The sequence below is a fragment of the Paenibacillus algorifonticola genome, from assembly GCF_000971975.1.
Lineage (GTDB): Bacteria > Bacillota > Bacilli > Paenibacillales > Paenibacillaceae > Pristimantibacillus > Pristimantibacillus algorifonticola.
Window position 1 is genome coordinate 121,694 of sequence record NZ_LAQO01000025.1, and the last position, 18,595, is coordinate 140,288.

At 44.3% G+C, this 18,595-nt stretch carries 23 protein-coding genes; 1 reads left to right on the plus strand and 22 read right to left on the minus strand.

Annotated features, from left to right (window positions below; genetic code table 11):
• Positions 1 to 217 precede the first annotated feature (217 nt).
• Positions 218 to 1,363: a beta propeller repeat protein gene (locus WH37_RS24985; protein WP_052737198.1), complete on the minus strand. Its 1,146-nt coding sequence runs from the start codon at positions 1,361 to 1,363 to the stop codon at positions 218 to 220.
• Between the two features lie 247 nt (positions 1,364 to 1,610).
• On the opposite strand from WH37_RS24985, the gene WH37_RS24990 reads away from it, so the two are divergent.
• Positions 1,611 to 3,632 (plus strand): acyltransferase family protein, encoded by a 2,022-nt coding sequence (locus tag WH37_RS24990; RefSeq protein WP_074904935.1) that lies wholly within the window; start codon positions 1,611 to 1,613, stop codon positions 3,630 to 3,632.
• 109 nt (positions 3,633 to 3,741) lie between these two features.
• Here the strand turns inward: WH37_RS24990 and WH37_RS24995 are convergent, their stop codons facing one another.
• The 21 genes from WH37_RS24995 to WH37_RS25095 all read right to left on the minus strand — a co-directional run bounded on the left by WH37_RS24995 (position 3,742) and on the right by WH37_RS25095 (position 18,530).
• Entirely contained in the window at positions 3,742 to 5,232 is a 1,491-nt protein-coding gene (locus WH37_RS24995; RefSeq protein ID WP_231594356.1) for an RtcB family protein, read from the minus strand.
• A gap of 116 nt (positions 5,233 to 5,348) precedes the next feature.
• On the minus strand, positions 5,349 to 5,693 hold the full coding sequence (locus WH37_RS25000; protein ID WP_052737199.1) for a hypothetical protein: 345 nt from the start codon (positions 5,691 to 5,693) through the stop codon (positions 5,349 to 5,351).
• A 26-nt stretch (positions 5,694 to 5,719) separates the two neighbouring features.
• A complete protein-coding gene (locus tag WH37_RS25005; protein ID WP_046233347.1) occupies positions 5,720 to 6,094 on the minus strand; it encodes a hypothetical protein in 375 nt (124 codons plus the stop codon).
• Positions 6,095 to 6,244: 150 nt separating this feature from the next.
• Positions 6,245 to 6,673: a hypothetical protein gene (locus tag WH37_RS25010; protein ID WP_046233348.1), complete on the minus strand. Its 429-nt coding sequence runs from the start codon at positions 6,671 to 6,673 to the stop codon at positions 6,245 to 6,247.
• A 214-nt stretch (positions 6,674 to 6,887) separates the two neighbouring features.
• Positions 6,888 to 7,400, minus strand: a complete 513-nt coding sequence (locus WH37_RS25015; RefSeq protein ID WP_046233349.1) for a hypothetical protein — start codon at positions 7,398 to 7,400, stop codon at positions 6,888 to 6,890.
• A gap of 252 nt (positions 7,401 to 7,652) precedes the next feature.
• Positions 7,653 to 8,099, minus strand: coding sequence for a hypothetical protein (locus tag WH37_RS25020; protein ID WP_046233350.1), 447 nt, complete (start codon positions 8,097 to 8,099; stop codon positions 7,653 to 7,655).
• A 34-nt stretch (positions 8,100 to 8,133) separates the two neighbouring features.
• A complete protein-coding gene (locus tag WH37_RS25025) occupies positions 8,134 to 8,589 on the minus strand; it encodes an SRPBCC family protein (RefSeq protein ID WP_046233403.1) in 456 nt (151 codons plus the stop codon).
• A gap of 30 nt (positions 8,590 to 8,619) precedes the next feature.
• The gene (locus WH37_RS25030) at positions 8,620 to 9,051 is read right to left on the minus strand and encodes a DUF1801 domain-containing protein (protein WP_046233351.1); all 432 of its coding nucleotides are present in this window, start codon (positions 9,049 to 9,051) and stop codon (positions 8,620 to 8,622) included.
• 10 nt (positions 9,052 to 9,061) lie between these two features.
• Positions 9,062 to 9,442 carry a VOC family protein gene (locus WH37_RS25035; RefSeq protein ID WP_046233352.1) on the minus strand — a complete coding sequence of 127 codons (381 nt, stop codon included), beginning with the start codon at positions 9,440 to 9,442 and terminating at the stop codon, positions 9,062 to 9,064.
• Between the two features lie 102 nt (positions 9,443 to 9,544).
• Positions 9,545 to 10,057 (minus strand): hypothetical protein, encoded by a 513-nt coding sequence (locus WH37_RS25040; RefSeq protein WP_046233353.1) that lies wholly within the window; start codon positions 10,055 to 10,057, stop codon positions 9,545 to 9,547.
• The gene (locus WH37_RS25045; RefSeq protein ID WP_046233354.1) at positions 10,047 to 10,646 is read right to left on the minus strand and encodes a DinB family protein; all 600 of its coding nucleotides are present in this window, start codon (positions 10,644 to 10,646) and stop codon (positions 10,047 to 10,049) included. The genes WH37_RS25040 and WH37_RS25045 overlap by 11 nt, the downstream gene beginning before the upstream one ends.
• Positions 10,647 to 10,752: 106 nt before the next feature.
• A complete protein-coding gene (locus tag WH37_RS25050) occupies positions 10,753 to 11,205 on the minus strand; it encodes a DinB family protein (RefSeq protein ID WP_046233355.1) in 453 nt (150 codons plus the stop codon).
• Between the two features lie 145 nt (positions 11,206 to 11,350).
• Positions 11,351 to 11,731, minus strand: a complete 381-nt coding sequence (locus WH37_RS25055) for an alpha/beta fold hydrolase (protein WP_046233356.1) — start codon at positions 11,729 to 11,731, stop codon at positions 11,351 to 11,353.
• Positions 11,732 to 11,798: 67 nt separating this feature from the next.
• Positions 11,799 to 12,545, minus strand: coding sequence for a sulfite exporter TauE/SafE family protein (locus WH37_RS25060; RefSeq protein WP_046233357.1), 747 nt, complete (start codon positions 12,543 to 12,545; stop codon positions 11,799 to 11,801).
• Between the two features lie 254 nt (positions 12,546 to 12,799).
• A complete protein-coding gene (locus WH37_RS25065) occupies positions 12,800 to 13,366 on the minus strand; it encodes a hypothetical protein (protein WP_046233358.1) in 567 nt (188 codons plus the stop codon).
• Between the two features lie 75 nt (positions 13,367 to 13,441).
• Positions 13,442 to 13,648 carry a hypothetical protein gene (locus WH37_RS25070; RefSeq protein WP_046233359.1) on the minus strand — a complete coding sequence of 69 codons (207 nt, stop codon included), beginning with the start codon at positions 13,646 to 13,648 and terminating at the stop codon, positions 13,442 to 13,444.
• A gap of 204 nt (positions 13,649 to 13,852) precedes the next feature.
• A complete protein-coding gene (locus WH37_RS25075) occupies positions 13,853 to 14,575 on the minus strand; it encodes a GntR family transcriptional regulator (protein ID WP_046233360.1) in 723 nt (240 codons plus the stop codon).
• 10 nt (positions 14,576 to 14,585) lie between these two features.
• Positions 14,586 to 15,599, minus strand: a complete 1,014-nt coding sequence (locus WH37_RS25080; RefSeq protein ID WP_046233361.1) for a sugar kinase — start codon at positions 15,597 to 15,599, stop codon at positions 14,586 to 14,588.
• On the minus strand, positions 15,592 to 16,347 hold the full coding sequence (dagF, locus tag WH37_RS25085; RefSeq protein ID WP_046233362.1) for a 2-dehydro-3-deoxy-phosphogluconate aldolase: 756 nt from the start codon (positions 16,345 to 16,347) through the stop codon (positions 15,592 to 15,594). Before dagF ends, WH37_RS25080 begins: the two co-directional genes overlap by 8 nt.
• Positions 16,340 to 17,452: a DgaE family pyridoxal phosphate-dependent ammonia lyase gene (locus tag WH37_RS25090; protein ID WP_046233363.1), complete on the minus strand. Its 1,113-nt coding sequence runs from the start codon at positions 17,450 to 17,452 to the stop codon at positions 16,340 to 16,342. The genes dagF and WH37_RS25090 overlap by 8 nt, the downstream gene beginning before the upstream one ends.
• Positions 17,430 to 18,530 (minus strand): amidohydrolase/deacetylase family metallohydrolase, encoded by a 1,101-nt coding sequence (locus WH37_RS25095; protein WP_046233364.1) that lies wholly within the window; start codon positions 18,528 to 18,530, stop codon positions 17,430 to 17,432. The genes WH37_RS25090 and WH37_RS25095 overlap by 23 nt, the downstream gene beginning before the upstream one ends.
• Positions 18,531 to 18,595: the final 65 nt, after the last annotated feature.

Genomic DNA, 18,595 nt, shown 5'->3' on the forward strand with positions numbered 1-18,595 from the left:
GTTGAATACAGATTTATGGTGAAAATGTGTAAATTTATATTTGAATTGGAAGCGAATCAAAAAGAGATGCACATAAAAATAACCTCTTGGCCATTTGCCAAGAGGTCTGTTCGTCCAAACAGCCGCCGCCCGTTTATCCCATCTTGAAAGCGACTGTGTTATGAAGTTCGTGGTTTTGCTATTGTTATTGCTATTGCTAAACAAGCCCTAAAGCTGCTTATGGTTTAGTCGGAATTTCAAGCTTCGTATACCAGGTTTTACCGCCGTCCACTGTGCTGTAAATCGCTGGGGAATTCAGACTTGTGTCCGCCATAAACCCGACATAGGTACTTGTAAACGAGATCGTGTTGGCATAACCGACCGTATCGGACGGCGCAAACCAGGTTTGCCCGGCATTGGAGGAGCGTCCGATCCCGATGCGATGCGCCGCTGGGGAATACGCACTCAAAATCGCTGTGCCGCCCACCAGCTCAAGGTCGCTCGGATGTCCGCCAGGCGATGCCGGCCCTTGCGAAGCGAGTCCCTTCGCCTCGCCAGGCGCGTTGCCGCCGCCCGCCGTGCTTTGGCTAATGACTTTACGCCAGCTTGCACCGTTGTTTCCAGAAGCATACACCGAATACGATTGCTGCGACATGCCGGCTCCACCATTAAATTGCGCCCATACCCCAGTGCCGTCTGCAACGATTTTGCCGCCGCTCAGCTCGTCCGCTTTCACATGAAGGGAAGTCGTCCAGGTCACGCCTCCGTCCGTCGTTCTCGACAAGTTATAGCCGAGGCCCGGCAGGATGACTAGCGCCCAGCCTTGCTTGTCATTCACAAACTCCGCATAGCGCGTGTTTGCCGGGGTTGCGATTTTCGCCCAGCTTTTCCCGCCATCCTTCGTTTTATAGGCAAAGGCCTTCGTATAACCAAAGCCATTATTTTTATCTATAAATTGAATACGCTCCAGTTGAAGCTTGCCTGTAGGCAGCTTCGAAAATTTGCTTCCGCCATCCGTCGTATAAAGCAAAGCATTTGGCCCATTGCTCGCAGATTTAGCTAGTGCCCAGCCCGTCGTATTGGAAATAAAATCGAGCTGTGTAAACTGCCACGTCCCTTTATAAATCGACTGCCAATGGGAGCCAGAATCGGATGTCCCGATTAGAAAGCCATTACCGGCAGCCCGTCCTGTCGTTGCATTTAAAAATTGAATATCGCTAAAGTGAAACGCGCTGTCGCCTGCCGGCTTGCCGCTGAACAAATCCTGCCCTGCTGTAGAGTCCGCTGCTTGAGCTGTCGGCAGTACCGTTGCCAAGCCAATCGCAATTGCCGCTGCTGCCATCATGCTTTTACCTTTGGAGATCGATCGTTTGGATGTTTTCATTATGAATGTCCTCCTGCTTCGTAGATGGTTTGATAAACATTATGATTCTGCCTTCTTAATACCCTTCATCCACCAAAACGAATCTTATTCCTAAATAGTTGCATGGTAAAGAACACAATTTCAATAACTGATTTGTAACTATTTATCCTTTGCATTTTTCTATAATCATTATGATAATAAAGGATACAGCCCTCATTCGATTCAAATGTTGTGCAGCAAAATTAGACATAGGCAGGTAAGAGGCAAAATGGACAACAGCAAGCAGTCACAAGGACATACGGCACGAAAAACACACGAGCAAACGGGAAACAAAACGTACAGGGCTGGGCTTGACGGAATCAGGGCAATCGCTGTAATTGCGGTTATTGTGTATCATCTTCATCCCGGATGGATGCCGGGCGGACTGCTCGGTGTAGGTATTTTTTTTGTCCTATCAGGTTATTTGATTACTAGTATATTAAGGCATGAGCTAGAACAACATGGAACAATAGATTTGAAAGCTTTTTGGGTTCGCCGGGCAAAAAGACTGCTTCCCGGCATGCTGTTTATGATCACGGTCGCCGGGGCAACCACCTTGCTGTTTGCCCATCCGCATTGGTCTCCCTTTTTAACCGATTTGCCAGGCGTGCTGCTTTATGTGAGCAATTGGTGGCTCATTTTACATAATGTTTCTTATTTCGAAAGCTTTGGCCCCGCCTCGCCGCTCGGCCATTTATGGTCACTTGCTGTAGAAGAACAGTTTTATTTGGTGTGGCCGCTTATGCTCTTATTCGGTCTGCGTTTTTTGAAGCGGCGCCGTGCGCTGCTGCTAGGCATACTTGTGCTGGCTGCACTTTCGGCTGCTGCTATGGCATGGCTTTACCAGCCTGACAGCGATCCGAGCCGTGTTTATTATGGAACAGATACGCGCATGTTTGGCCTGCTCATCGGGGCAGCGCTAGCTCTTATATGGCCTTTTCATAAACTCAAACCACGCGTATCCAACGAAGCGAAGCTTACGCTCGATATTATCGGCGGAACGGCGCTGCTTATCTCGCTGCTTGCTTTTTGGTATACGAATGAGTATCAGCCCTTCTTATATCTCGGGGGCATGCTGCTGCTGTCCTTTGTGTCCATGCTGCTCATTATGACAGCGGCGCACCCGGCGAGCCGAATTGGTCGTTTATTATCGATTCCGCCGCTTCGTTTTATCGGTGTTCGCTCTTATGGACTGTATTTGTGGCATTATCCGGTCGTTATTTTGACGAGTCCGGCTGTTGATACGGGTGAAATTTCGATTATCCGCCTAAGTATGCAGGTTGTGTTGATGCTTGGGCTTGCCACCCTATCCTATAAATATGTTGAACAGCCTATTCGTCACGGAAGCATTAGAAAGCTGTGCAGGCAGTTCCCTGCCTGGATTGCCGCCCATTCGTATCGGAGAGCCTTTATCGCTTTCTTCAGCGTGTGCTTATTCGTCACAATGTCGTTTGCGCTGCGAATGGATTGGCTGGAGCCGATCTGGAGCAATAAGCCGATCTCACAGGTTCAAGCGTCGGGTAATTACGCCGCTGGGAATGCCGATGCTCCGGAGACGGAGCACACTGATCAAGGAAGCTCTGGGATTGGGACGGGAGCAGAATCGGGCGAGCTGGAATCGGCCGCACCAGAGCAGACGCCGGCACCGAGCGGGGAGCCAAGTGCAGAGGCAAGTCCGGAAGGAAGCGCCGAAGCTAGCACCGAACCGAGCTCGTCAGTGAAACCGAGCGAGTCGAATGGGGATGGGGGAAACTCAAACGCTGAGCATGAAGAGGATCAGCCATCACAAGCTGAAACGAAGGTAACCGCAATTGGAGATTCGGTCATGCTCGACATTCAGAGCGAGCTGGAAAAGCTCGTTCCCAGCATAGCGGTAGACGGTCAAATCGGCAGGCAAATGTCTGAGGCTCCACCTATTCTTGAACAGCTTCAGCAGCAAGGCACACTTGGCGACACCGTTATTATTGAGCTGGGAACGAACGGCGCTTTTGCAAGCAAGCAGCTTTCGCGAATTTCTGATCTGCTTAAGGATAATAAAAAAATTATATTGGTCAATACGAGGGTTCCGAGGCCTTGGGAGCAAATCGTCAACGATGCTCTAGCCAAAGCCGCCAGAGCGGGCAAAAATATGGTTCTCGTTGACTGGCACGCTGCCAGCTCCGACAAAGACGACTATTTTTTACAGGATGGTGTTCATCTGACGGCTAAAGGGGCAAAAGCGCTGGCTGCATTGATTGCCCGGTCCATTTAGAGCTTGGGTTTGCAGCACGTGCAACATCTCATAACATCAAGAAACCGCTTGTCATTGTCCTTCGACATTTGACAGGCGGTTTTTTTGGATCAAAGCTTTACACGGTTGATTAACCTTTAATCGTTAAAATCGGTTCTACTTCGGCTACGACTTGGGCCATGCCGTGTTCTTCATGGGATTCAATAATGGCATTGATATCCTTGTAAGCATAAGGAGCTTCTTTCTTTAATTCCTCTTCCCATTTCTTCAAAATATCCGGCCTCGATTTAATATCATTGCGATTCGGATCAATCGGCGTGACCACATTAAACTTGGCAATAAATTCACGGAATAAAGCATCATCCACCTTGATCGAGTCGCCTCGGGAAAGGCTTCTGCCCGCGCCATGGCTGGCACTGAACAGGCTCTCCCGATTTCCGAGTCCTGCAAGGATATAGCTTTTTGCGCCCATCGATCCCGGGATGAATACAGGCTCCCCCGTATATTGGAAAGGCGTGTTCATCATTTGTTCTGCCGACTTCGCTGTGCAGGCCCCTTTGCGGTGGATAAAGCCCGCGCTACCATCAATCGTCTCTTCCCAAACAAAGTTATGCGGCGCATCGTACAGCAATTTATAATCGAATGAATTCAGACTTTGATGCAATGCTTTTTGCAGCATGAGTCCCAAAAACAAGCGATTCGCAAAAGCAAAATTGGCGGCATTATGAAGGAGATTCCAATAACGCTTCCATTGCAGCGCATACCGCTCAGATTGCGGAAGCACATAGATGCCATTGCTTGGATGCTTTAATGATGCAGGATAAATGTCTTTCAGCATTTCCTTTATATTTAGACCTGCATGGTGTCCAATCGAGACGGAGCCCGTATGAATCATCACAACCACTTGGCCGTTCTTAATATTCCACTCGTTAGCCAAGGCATGGTTGCGTATATTGACTACCTTTTGTATCTCTACAAAATGGTTCCCGCCGCCAATCGATCCAATCTGGCTATCGTAGGAAAGCTCAGAGCTGCCGAGAAAACTGTCCAGGCCGTCTACACGGTCAGTAATGAACGAGCCGGATCGGTTTACTCTGGCAAGGTCTTGCTCTTGCTGCCTCGCATCATAAAAATCCCATAGGCCTTCGCGTTTGCTCCCTTGCTGCGATGCCAAAACACCCATTAAGCCTTCTTTGAGAATCGCTTCGCGCTGCGACCTTGTCATCGGGATGTTGCGGCCGCCTTCGAAGAAGATATGGCGAATGTCGGCTTCGATTTTTTTGAGATTAGAACGAATGTCGTCCTCCTGAAGCGAAGTCGTGTACAGCCGCATGCCGCAGTTAATATCGTTGCCTACAGCTTGGGGAATGACGAAGCCTTTTGTAAGGAGGGTTGTGCCGATCGGAATGCCGCTTCCTTTATGGAAGTCCGGCGTAATCGAAACCTCTTCGATCTTGGCATCCGCATTGGAAAAATAGCCGGTCTGGTGCTGCTTCAGCGTTTCGACCGATTCATTTACCGTCAGGAGCTGATCAAGCTCTGCCAACGCATTTTTTTCAAGCTTCATATCGTCATTAATGAAAAATCGTACAGGAACATTGCTGCTATTTTTAATTTTCAATCAAGAACCATCCTTTTCGTTCGTTGGTTTATTTTTATTATTGAGCGTTTGAATATTTTCGACAGAAATGCATAACATGGCTGCTCACCCTTTCTTTTTTGATATATTAATTAACCTTATTCGAGAATAAAGAAATCGTCAAACACTTCGCCTTCCAGTGTGAAAAGCAGTTTATATAATCCGATCTTTTTAGTTTTATATACAATAGGAATATAGGATACAACATAATCAAAGCCGTACGATAGGAGCTCGTTATCTTTTGTTTCATTCCACTTATCTAGGAATAGAGCTACACTTTCCATGTTAACGGTTAAAAATGCATGGTCAAAATCGTCGCCAAATACTTCCCGAAATTCAGATGAATCTTCTTCTATGTAATTGTTGAAGCTCAACCAGAAGCTAGCAAGGCTTATTTTTTCAATGTCATATTTAATTGCCCATTGTTTTAATTCGTTTATCAATGGTGTGCTTACCTCGCCTCTATATTTTATTGCTTCATCGTTAATTGGTTTAATAATGCTTCTCCAGCGGACTTAAACACTCTATTTTTCTCCAAAAATTGTTCCACTTCGGATAACGTTGCGGCTCTGTAGCCTGGACCACCGCAGCCGCATGAGTGATAAGTAAATCCATTACGATATAAAATCTCTACTTTCATCCATTGCTTAATATCGTCTTTTTTAGGAGCTTGAAAGTCATGCCCCATATCCTTCATTATTTCGCTGCATTGCGGACATTTATAATCTCTATTCCCTATTTCGGCTTTGCTTAGTTCTTGATCGGATGTTTGCTTGAATACTTTTCTACAGCTAAAACAAGCATAGATATCTTTATATGGTCCATACATGCCATATCTGCACATAGCAATCACCTTCCTACGGGTATATCAAAACAATCTTTTCCGGTCTGATTACCTCACCGAGACCTCATCTTGCTCTTGCCTGATAGATGGCATGTGGATCGAAATCGAAATATGGTGTTGAATGAAGCTGGATCTTTAATGGATCAGCTATCACCAATTCTTATGTATCTTGTTTACACTAATTAATTCGATAGGTGCGTTATCGTCACCCCATTTTGCAGTTTGTATCCACATACCTGGTGCATTAGGTAAAAACAAACCGCAGTCATTATCTTCTTTATCTAATTGATATGATATTTGGTCCTTATATTCTATTAAAATTGATCCGATTCCAATTAATCCTTTATATTTTCCTTTATAACCTGATGAGACTGTGATTTGAATTAGTAGTTCTGTTGAAAAATCAAAGAAAAATGACATTCCCTCAATATCAACTACATGAGTAAATGTGTTGCTTCTGCTTTTCTTTAAGGTGTATTCAACATCTATACCATTCAAAAGTTCATTTAATTTAATCCCAAGACGATACTCACCAATACTTGTACTTGGTATAATTTCACCATATAGATAAGGATTCATTTCACACATTCTTTCGGAAATTCATAAGAGCTCTTAGACGGTTTCATATTACATTCTGGTATTTACGAACCTTCACTGGCTTATGGAGCGTTAGCAACTGGGTAGTCAGTACACGGTTGTCTGCTGATTTAGCTTCCTCGAATATCTCCACAGACCAAGCAGCGAATGCTTCGCAGTGTGAATAAGGGATAATGTAAAGACCATTCTCCTCCGATTAATCCACAAAAATTACTCTTTCATTCAATTCATCTTTACTGAAATAATCAGCAGAAACCCATTCGTAATTTACTAATCCTATTAATTCAGCTAATTTATAGGCGGGCGATTCTTCATAATCAAAATCCCTTAAATCAAAGAGTTCTTCTAAATTACTTATGGGATTTCCTTGTTGCACAATTAATTCTTTAATAATATCAATATCAAATATCTCTTTCTCAGTGGATATTTCGTCTGTCCAATCACATTTGTATTCAAATACAATTTCATCTTTATTAAATATTCTCAATTCCCAGCCATGATCTTCCGCATACATATAATGAACGATTAATCCTGGATTCCATGACATTACAGATTCATTAATGTCATAAGCCGGACCCTCAATTAGAAAAGTAACCCATCCATTAGCTTCTTCAAATACAAACCCTTTATTACCTGAATTTTCGATAAGTTTGACTGCATTTTCTCTGTGATTGGATTTCATATGATAGCTATCACTGAATTCGCTCATTAATTAGCACCTCTTGATTCAATCTATATGATTTATAGGGAATTAACGGATTTCTCATGATGTTCTGGTATTCACGAATCCGAGAGCTTTAAGAGACCGTATAGAACGGGTCATTAGCGTTGAGCTCGCAGTGGTCGTCCGATTGACTCCACTTCTCCGATTTATCTTCTGATGGACCAAGGGCCGTAGGCCCGCAGTGTGAATACGTTGTTAGGTAAAGTGCCTTCCCTCTTCGAATTACTAACATAAATATTATTGAATTCCTGCGGTTCCAAAAGTATCATTAATGGCTTTCTCATATTTATCCCACTTAAAGTAATAAGGCCCTAGATGAATACATTGATTGTCCGGCTCTTTTCTGAAGTCTTTCCATATAACAAAATCATCTTCCCTTTCTATTCTAACGGAGATAAAGCCACATTCTTCATCCCCGCACCAAGGGCAGACTAGTATCGGGTATCTAGAATACATATATTCGTGTTGTTTTTTCAGTAGAAAATAATCAATCATTTGCCTTTGATTCTCTTCGCTTCCCCACCCTAGAGCCGGAACCATATCATGCTTTTTGAGCATTTGATAGAGCGATCTACCATCAATAATGAAATCAGCAAATTTAGTGTTTTTATTTCCATCCTGATCAGGATCACTTTCATCAAAGCGACTTGATAGTCTCGTTTGTAGGTCATTTATTGTTTTCATGTTTTCTCCTTGTTGTTACTTGCAGAGATTTCACCTAACGTTCTTCGATCAATATCTTTAATTGTTGATTTCGATGCTCTAAAAACTTTTGCATATATTTCTTAAGTATAAGTCTTTCAACTGCTTTTCCAATCATCCCAAATGGGGCTTCAAAATACAATGTATCCGTCATTAAAGTCTTTCCAACTAGTTGTTTGAATTCGTGCACATGCCTTAAGCTTTTAAACGCTCCCTTTTGCATTTCATCGACAAATAAAAAAGGTTCCTGATATTCCGTAATTTTCGAACTCAGCCTTTGCCTTACTAAGAAATGAGTAGCTTCAAAAGTTACGGTTTGACCTAATCCGATCGGTTCTGAGGCAGCTCCCATAATGGCTTTTTCTTTTGTATGTTTCCAGACTGTTTTTGTATGTATGTCAATATCTCTTGCTAAGTCAAAACAAACCTGAATAGGTGCAGAGATCTCAATATGAGTCTTAACCGTAATCAAGTGATTTCCGCCCTTCATACCCTTTGCATTTCAAATATTTTTTGTGACCTCTATCCATTTGGTTGCCACTTCTATTAATTTATTTCGTTTATCTTCAAAATCACTTGCAGATGTAATGTGTATTGTTGCTCTATCACCCGTAACCCAGTCTAATAGTTCGGTTTCATCTTTAAAGAGGGGACCTTTATTCTCGTATGTTGTTTTCTTGGAACCACAATGAAAAACAAGGCGAAATCCTTCTTTGACACGGAAGTTGAAGGTTATTCTATCTTGATTATTCATGCAAAAACTCGGCGCATTCCATTTTATATGTTCTGATACTTGATCATTAATACCTAATATTATTTTACGAACCTCTTCAATCTCTGTCTTTAAGGGATGTTCCAATTGTTGAAGATAATCTAATACTTGTTCATAGCCAGAAAGCTTATTTGAATGACTAGCTCGAATATTCTTATCCATTGCCCACCCCTTACTGTTTGTTCCCAACAGCAATCCATCTTCTATCTATATCTTCAAATACAAATTCCTTATTGTTATAGTCCGTCGATGACAAAGGTCGAACGATCTTAACTCCTAATGTTCTAAACTCATTCTCCATTTCCTCTTGGTTATTTGTTATAAAATAAGCATCATATCCATAACCATGAATTTCTCGATTAGGTACGATATATTCTTTAGTCGATTTTGTTAAAACGATTTCTATTTGATCCCTATATAAACAAATATGTGGTTCCTCTGATTCAAGATAACGAACTGCTCTGAATCCAAGTAATTCATAAAAGGCTGTTGTTTTGTTCATATCAGAGCTTGGAAAAATTTGAAGACAGTGCGTAAAGCCCTTAGTCGACATGTACTTTCATCCTTTTTTATGTGCAATTTTAATCATGTGCTACAAGAATTAATAATGGCTCAGAAAACAAATATGCTTAAAGTAATCGCCTTCCTCGAACCACTACAACCATTCTTTGAACTCATGGGACTTCCAATTGTCTGCTGCTATTGACTCTTCATATTTCTGTACTATTTTTTTAGCTTCTTCAATAAGCCGTTCTCCTTTTATTATAGTTCCTTCTTGATGATCTTTAATCTTCCCGTTATGTCTATTTGCAATCACTGCAGCGGAATACCAAGCTAAGCGCATTTCAAAACTGTCATTTGCACTTACTGAGATAATAAGTGCCTTATTATTTTCTTTTTTTCTGTTCATTATTTTATCAATCCAAGAAATTTCCGATACTTGATCATGAACTGATAACTCGAACCCAGAAAGTAAATATATGCTGTTTAATGATTCATTCAGACAATCTGTCACAAGGACCTTAAAAGGTAAGAACCCATTGTGATCTTTGAAAGAAAATTCTGGATGAATCTCGATTTTTGTATTTAGCTTTTCCATATCCTTGATCCAATCATTAATATTAATTTCTTTTATATTAGGAACCAATAAAGTTAGATCATAACTCATAAGTAGTCATCTCAAGCCGATCGGCTTCCTTTAACCTACTAAATTCTTCTTTCACACCTTGCATTTGTGTAATGTGACGTTTTGCATGCTGACATAAAAAATATATATATTGATAAACATCTATCTTTCCTAGATCATTTACCGTCATTGTAGTCTTATATAAGATTCCTTCACCGTTTGGGATTTCTTCAAGTATTTCCTTGCATTCCATGATCTGCTCTTCTAATAATGCTTTAACTTCATCTACTGTCTTATCACTGTTCGGTTCCATATGCTCCGGTCGTATCCACTTAAAAGATTTGTGCTCTGCAATCTTCTCAAGTTCCCCTAAATTATATTGATAATTAGAAACTGCTTGATTCAGGTCGACTTTTAAAGATTGTTCTTTAGCTTTTTTATTACCTTTACGAATCAGAATTAATAAATAATGATTGGTCAAAGTAACATGTTCAAGTATCTGCTCAATACTCCATCCTATATTAGGTCTATAGTTAATTAGTTCTGGGCCTATATTAAACCATACAGAGTAATCATTCAGCGTTTGTGAAAGTTCTTGATCAATGAACTCAATTGTTTGTTTTATAGTCATTGTTCTTCCCGCCTTCGAGTAATTTAAAATTACGTTGTTGTATCCACGAACTAAGGACAAAGCCTACAGTGTAGATACTTTATTAGGTGAAGTTCAATCTTCTTCGTTATACACTCAATCTTTTTCTAATCATTCTGATTTGGCCCCTATGATTGATTTCATCTTCAAATACATGAAACCACATAAAATAATGGTTTGCTTGTTTGTTGTACCAAAATTGTTCCTCAATATATAGCCAGTCATCATTAACTGATTTCAAAAAATCAAGTGTTCTATTTCTTACTTGCTCCATTTTAGTCAGATAAAATATTAAGTCATTCCCTTTTATCTTTTCTTGTCCTTCTTTACCTAAATCAAGTGCAGCGCCCCAAACTCTAATTTCTTCTTCATTTAACTCTCTTTTTTCAAATGTCTCTACCTGATAGGCATATTCAACAGCTGCAAAGTGTAATAATAAAGCACCAATTGAATTGCTTTCAGAATCCAGTAAAAAATCAAGCTGATCCTTCGACAAATCTTTCACTGCCTCTAGTGTAGTAAATCTTGCATAATTCATCATGGAAATCAGTCGACTGATCTGAGGCGAATAATCAGGAATATCGGTTATTCAGTATATATTGTCCATGTTCATCATTGAGTGCTCCTCTAGTTTTTTTATGCTATGTGAAATTCAAACTTCCCAATCAATTCTCTAATTGTTTCCACTATAATATCAGGTCTCTCAAAATGTATGTTATGATACGAGTTTTCTGCCTCAAATCCTCGACGATTTCCCCACTCCATTTGTTGCGTTTTGATTTCTGGCTCCATCCATAGCCCGCTCTATCATAACTGACGGTGACCGCCTGATCTTTCAACTGCTCTTGAATATGAATCCAATCTAGCGAAAAGCTGCCTAAGCCTGAATCAAAAACAATTGTGCTTTGCCCTTGACCAACAACATGAGCATGAAGAGTTTGACCACCTACATTAATTTGTCTGCCAGGCATTACGATCGTCTTTAAATCATTGATTTCTGTTATTTTTTGATAGATGGATAACGGGAAACCAATTCCCGCCAGAAAATATCTGATTAATCTAAGCATCCCTAGCCTCCTGATTAAAACAATTCCTGCATTAATTTCACTTAACATGCTAATGATTTCATAGGCCCTACACGAGCTTCAACGAACCCAGAATCGTCCACACCCCCGAGAGGATGATTAGCCACAAGGTCAATTTTTTAAACAACTGGTCGTCTAGTCTTTTGATCGCTATGATGCCAATGAAAACACCGATTAAAACGCTTGGGACAAATAGCGATGTGTACATCATCACTTTTGGAGTCAGCAGGCCGCTATAAAAAAATGTACCTATTGTGATCATGTTTAAAATAACGCCGTAAACCGTTATGTTGGCTCTAAATTCATTTTTGCTGTATCCCTGATTGGACAAAAACAAAGCAACCGGAGGGCCGCTGAGCGAGATGCTTCCATTTAACAATCCACTTGTCATACCGATAGGTATAAAAGCGATTTTATCATTACGAATGGGAAAGGACTTTCCAGATAGCAATAGGCCGGCAAAAGCAATGATTACGATTCCCGTAAATCCTTTTAGAAGGTCTGCACTGAGATAGACGAGCAAAAAGGTTCCCAGCGGTGCAGCCAATAGGCTGGAAAGGATTAATATCCAGATTTTCCGAATCGCAACATGCTGCCAACTATTTAGGAGTACGATAATATTTGTGCATAAACTGAGGATGACAACGATCGGAACGACCTCTTGCAGCGGAATCATTTTCACTAAAAAAGGCATTGTAACTAACGCGAAACCGAAGCTGGTTAATCCTTGAACAAACCCCGCTGCCAGCACAATAAATATGCCTATGATGAGAAAAACATTGATTTCAATGTCCATAAAAGCTCCTTATGCTCCAAATATGAGCCATTAGTCGAAGCGCTGGGCTTCCTTCAATTGCCCCTTATCATATTTCTGTTTCTTGTTTTTATATAATATTGTACCGAATTTTTCTGTTGACGGTATAACCCGAATGATTCAGTTAGCCTTAAAATTGATCATCTTTACCGCTCTCATGCCCATACTCGTGCTGTTACTAAGTATGATTCCAATAATAGAGATACTAATCAAGTCGTCTGGTTTACTGTATTCTTCTATAAGCTTTTAAAATCTTGAAAATAATCGATATAGTATCCATCAGACACCCAAGACTGTCCTTGATTTTTATAAATAGCTCTAATTTTATCCTTAGGCATTCCGCAGTTCTTCAATAGCCAATCTTTCATGTATCCAATATCCCGATTTTGATCTTTCCATAAGAAATCCATAATGACAGATTCCATAGCGGCATTGTCGGGCACATAAATAACATATGACGATTTAAAAAAAGCTTTAAGCTCATAGCAAACATTTCGTAAAACTAGTTGTGCTTTATGATTTACTAAGAATGCTCCCCATCTTATAAAATGATCAAAAAGACATACTTTTTCCGATAAAGTTAAACCAAATCCGCCTGGCCCGCTAATAACGTGGGTCGCAGTTGAATCATCAAAGAAGAGTCGCCACTCTCTATTATCTGTTGGATTTTGTCGTATAATTTCTTGAATAAAGGTATGGATTGCAGGAAAATGCAACTCCGTCTGAGTCAAATCTTCAAAAAACTGATGTATACCCGCTTGATCCAAGTAATGAGCCTGATAAGCTGTAAAATCCATCCCCATTTATTTATCCCTCCAAAATGCTGCACGGTATCAGAATGGCTATACGGCTTTGCATTATCTCTTTTTAATAGCTCCTTAAGGGCCATAAATTAAATTTATTTCCTTAACATCATCTAATGTATCAAAAGCATAGTTTCCATTCTGATTGGCAGAAATGCCTTTTGCAGTAACTAACTCACCAAAAATCACTTTAGAAAACTTCAATCGACTGGTTAGTTCAAAATGTAATGTCTCAACAAAAAAAGCTTCAATAACTTCTGTTTTAATCTTTTTACTATGCATGAATAATCTTCCAATCCCTTTCAGTATAGCAAATTTAGAAATTTACACCATAAAAAAGAGACCCTTCGCACTAGCACCCAGGACAACTTTCCGTCATATAAAAAAGAAGAGCTCTCGCAAAGCAAATGTGCTTTACGATAGCTCTTCCTTGCGCAGCAAGCTTGCTGTTCAATATATGGAACATCTGCTTGCTCCCTCTTCTATTCAAGCGTCGTAGCTGACCAAATAGGGGTGCAGCTGAGTGTTGTAAATCCCGATGCTGTATTCGATGAGGTTGCCTTCGCCATCATGAGAGCGCCGCAGCCGTTTGAGCACAGGCGTTCCCGGCTCCAGCCTGAGAATGACCGCGCTCTCCGCCGCTGCCGCCTCTACCAGAAAGCGATCATGGAAGCTCTCCAGCGCGATTTTTTTCTCCTCCAGCCATTCATACAAGGAGGAAAATAAGGCTCCTTCAACGTTTTCGGCCTGCACCAGGCCCACGCTCGGCGTAATATAATGCTGAAAATGAATATAAGGCTGCTCATCCAGCAAATACAGCCGGTCAATACGCTGACAGCTCTCGCCAAACAGCTCCAGCAGTTCAGAGTCTGCCTGCGTATTGACCATCCCTGCTCCGAGCAGCCGTTTCTCCATGCGATGCCCTTGTTCCACCAGCAGCTCCGTGAAGCGCTTGCCCTTGGATAATTTGGAAGGCGACGTATTGCGCAGCACGATTGTGCCTACCCCGCTCTTTTTTTCAACATAGCCTTCGGTGGACAGCTCGCGAATCGCATTGCGCACCGTCATCTTGCTTACCTGAAACTCCTGCTCCAGCTGCGGCTCCGCAGGGATGTTAGTCCCAAGCGGGTACACGCCGTGCATGATCCGATCCTTTATAATTTTTTTGATTTGCAAATAGAGCGGACCCTTTTTTCGCGAAATGGACACCAGATGTCCCCTACCTTTCCACATCACCTGTCTCGTTATGGACAGCCTTCTCAATATCTTCGCGCGTCGACAGCGGCGTATCTCCTTGAATCGTATGGGCCAGCCTTGCAGCAGCCGCCGCAAATTCAACCACCTGCTCCAAAGGAAGCCCGCGCAGCAGGCCGTCTATAATACCGCTGGCATAAGCATCGCCCGCACCAACTCGATCATGAACAGAGAAGCTATGCTCTCTGCCCATAATAAGACGCTCCTTGCTGAAAATATATCCCTTTAGCGAATGCGTATTGTCCCCGTTAATGCGGCGATGAGTGCCCGCAATAGTCTGGATATCATATTGTTTCGCCACTGCCGGAAGCAACTCCTTCAACTGCTGCTCCCGCTCGAGCGCCGCTGTCGGCATGCCCAGCACAAGCATCGCATCCTTTTCGTTCATCATGACCACATCCGCAAGCTGCAGCAGCTGCTCGTAATGGGATTTTGCGCGCTCATAGCCATCCTTTCCCCATAGCGTCGGCCGATAATTACAATCAAATACAATCTTCCGCCCCTGTCGCTTGGCTTCTCGGGCAAGATGCAGCATATGACTGCGCACCTGATCGTTCATCGCCAGCGTAATGCCGCAAAAGTGGAGTACATCCACCTCTGCGACGGCTGCCGCCAACTGCTCATCGCCAAACGAAGCCGTATTGAAGCTGCTGCCCAAACGGTCCGTATACGTTACCTTGCTTGCCCTTGCGCCAAACCCCTTCTCCAAGAAGTACATGCCCACGTACTGTCCCGAGCGCATAATATGGCGGGTGGACAATCCCAGCTTGCGCAGATTGGCTACGGCCGCCTCTCCCAGCGCATTGTCTGGCAATGCGGAAATGAGATACGCCTCATGGCCAAACCGGGACAAAGCCGAAAGCACATTGACGCCGCTGCCCGAGAAGGAATATTTAAGCTGATTTTCCTGCGCAAGCGTACTGTAGCCAGGCGTTTCAAGCCTCATCATGACCTCGCCGAACGCAGCAATTTTATTCATACTTATCTACCAATTGCTTGAGAGAGCCTAGCAGCTGCCTCACCTGTTCAGGTCTTGTTTCGCCAGTAGCCGAGTCAATAATCGAAGTATACACATGCGGAATGACTTGAGGCACACCGGCCTTCAGCGCAATTTCCAATATAGCAGCAAAATTGTCCAAAACAATGCCGCCTGTAGGCTCAAGCGCAAATCCCGCCTCGGCGCAGGCCGCAGCCACAGCACGATATTCCTCCTCGTAGCGCAGCCCATGCATCGGATAATACTTCAAGGCATTTCCGCCCATATCACGCACCAGCGCAATGGCCGCTTCTACAGGCACAATCGCCTTCTGTTCCAGTGGCGCACTGTGGACACCAGTTGAAATATTGACGTAGCCCGCCTTGCCGCATGGAGATACCAGCGCATTGATCCAGCCCGCGTGCTCCCTGAGGTTAGCTCTGGTAGCCCCTACAGCAGGGAAAATCTGATTGATGTGCGCGCCCTCATATTCCCTTACAATCTCCGCCACAACCGCAGCCTGGCGGTTATCCCCTGCTCCCAGTCCAATGGATACAGCGTCCTCAATATGCGACCCATGGGCACGCATGGCCTCCACAGCCGCTTCGACCGTACGATAGCTTTTCGATAAAATCCCGACCACGACATGTCCTTCAGCCGCAGCGAAAACCTGCTTTGTATTTTCCAATGATCCTGTCAGCACATTAAGTGCCACCCTGTTTTTGTAAAGGCGTTTCTCCAGCTTAGACATTTGCAGCCCCTCCTACAATTTGTTGTATCCGCTCAATGATAACCGCAAGATCATCTCCCTGAAGGGAGCGCGGGTCCAAATCAAAATAACCTTGACGCACGCCATAATCCCGCGTATATACCGCAATTTCCCCTTCACGAAGCTGATCGTTCGCCTCGCCCGCGCTGATGCCCGCGACAGACGCATCCAGCCGAATCCTGCCTCTGAAGATGGAACGTCCAGCCTCATCCTGTACGATAGCAACAGACACTCCCGGCAAATCCGACAGCACCATCAGCTGCTCAAGAGCCTGCTTCTCCTGCTCGCTTTTATCCTCCTTGACCACATATTCATCAAGCGCGGCCAGCAGTCCAAAAATAACCTCCTTGCCCACCTTCATGCTGCGCCCGATTCCGTGAAGCTGCATGCGCACCCAATCCACATAAGGCCTGCGTCCTGCCACAATACCCGAGGTTGGGCCTTCTATGGCCTTGGAGCCGCTGTAGATGACCAGATCCGCAAGCTTGACGTAGCTATACATATCCTCCGCCGCCGCTGCATCCACAATGAGCGGTATCCCATGACGCTTGGCTACTTGCTGCGCTTCCGCCAGGCTAATCATATTTTTTTGCACGCAATGATGAGATTTGACAAACAGGATAGCTGCGGTACGCTCGCCAATCGCCTGCTCGAGATGGTCCGCTCGCCCTTCGTTTGCGTAGCCGACCTCCACCAGCCGCCCGCCACCTAAATAAATCATCGTTTCAACCGGCACCCCGTATTGGACATTGTGGCCCTTGAACATAATGATTTCATTTTTCAGTATGGAATCCTGATGAAGCCGGAGGGCGGCACGCTCCGATCCTCTTGTTACTACAGCCGCAACAGACAGCGCGATGCCGCTTGAAGCCGAATTAACGACGACCGCTCCCTCGGCCCCCATAACTGAAGCGACATGCTCGCCGGAACGCTTTACCAGCTCTGCGATTTCAACATAACTTTGCCCGCCTTGCTTCATCGCCTCCATCACGCTATCCGTCGGAGCGGATACGCCAAGTATGCTCATGCGTCCGCTGGCATTCACCACTCGCTTAAGACCATATTTAGATTGCAATGTAATTGCCATTTACAACTACCCCTTCCGGCCTAATATGCTGCATCCCCAGACGAGTCTCTCCCTCCGAGTCCGTCAGCGGCACCTTTTCTTCATGTACTGAAAAAATCGTTAAATTAGCTAGGTCACCCTTCTGTATCCGACCAAGCTCCGGACGCTTCAGCCAGCTTGCCGGGCGGCTTGTCACCCGTGCAATGGTTTCTTCAAGCGAGTAGCCAAGGAGAAGAAATTTATCAAGCGTATGCGCCATGCTGTACACAGGCCCATGCAGCCGGTTGCCGCGATAGATATCCGTACTTATCGTATCCGGCGCAATCCCTGCCGCGCGTGCCCGCTCCGCCACCTTGAACGAGAAGCTTGCCGTGCCATGGCCGACATCCAGCAGCACTCCGCGCTCCATTGCGGCGACAAGCTCGGGAATCGCTCTCCCCTGCTCGTCAAACAAGCCGTTGGCCTTGCCGTTGAAAGCATGTGTAATCACATCATTGCCGCGCAAATAAGGTAAAATCTCCGTGATGGATGGCGGCCCCGAGCCGATGTGCAGCATGAGAGGCAAGTCCAGGCGGTCAGCGAAGCCGCGAGCCAGTCGCAGCGGTTCAATTCCCTGCTCTTTGACTACGCTGCTGCTGACTCTCGCCTTCAGGCCCACGATAAAGTCGCCATACCGCTCCGTCGCTTCACGCAGCAGCTGTTCATTTAACCAGGCCAGCTGCGAGAGCTCATCCGTACGCGTTAGGCCGATATGCGATACATTCAGCAGGGCAAGCACATGGGTCTGCGCTTTCTGGCTTTCCGCATGGAGACTGCCGATGCGATCGGCTCCGCAGCTCCCCGCATCCACAATGGTAGCAACGCCTTGAGCTACGCCAATCTCGTCGATTTCATCTCCGTACGGCTCCAACCCGGCATCCGCGTGAACGTGCAAGTCAATCCAGCCGCTGGAAACGTAGGCCTCCCTGCCATCCATTCTGCAACCTGCCGCATCTGCCGGGAGCTGCGGCGCTATATCAATTATCCGCCCGCCGCTGACTACAATCGCCACCTTCTCGCCTGACAATAGCCTGACATTGTGCAAAATAAAATCCTTCACTTCATCTCTGCCCCTCTCTTGCTCATCAACCAGATGCCCTTTCGAAAAGCTACTGCCTAATTTTT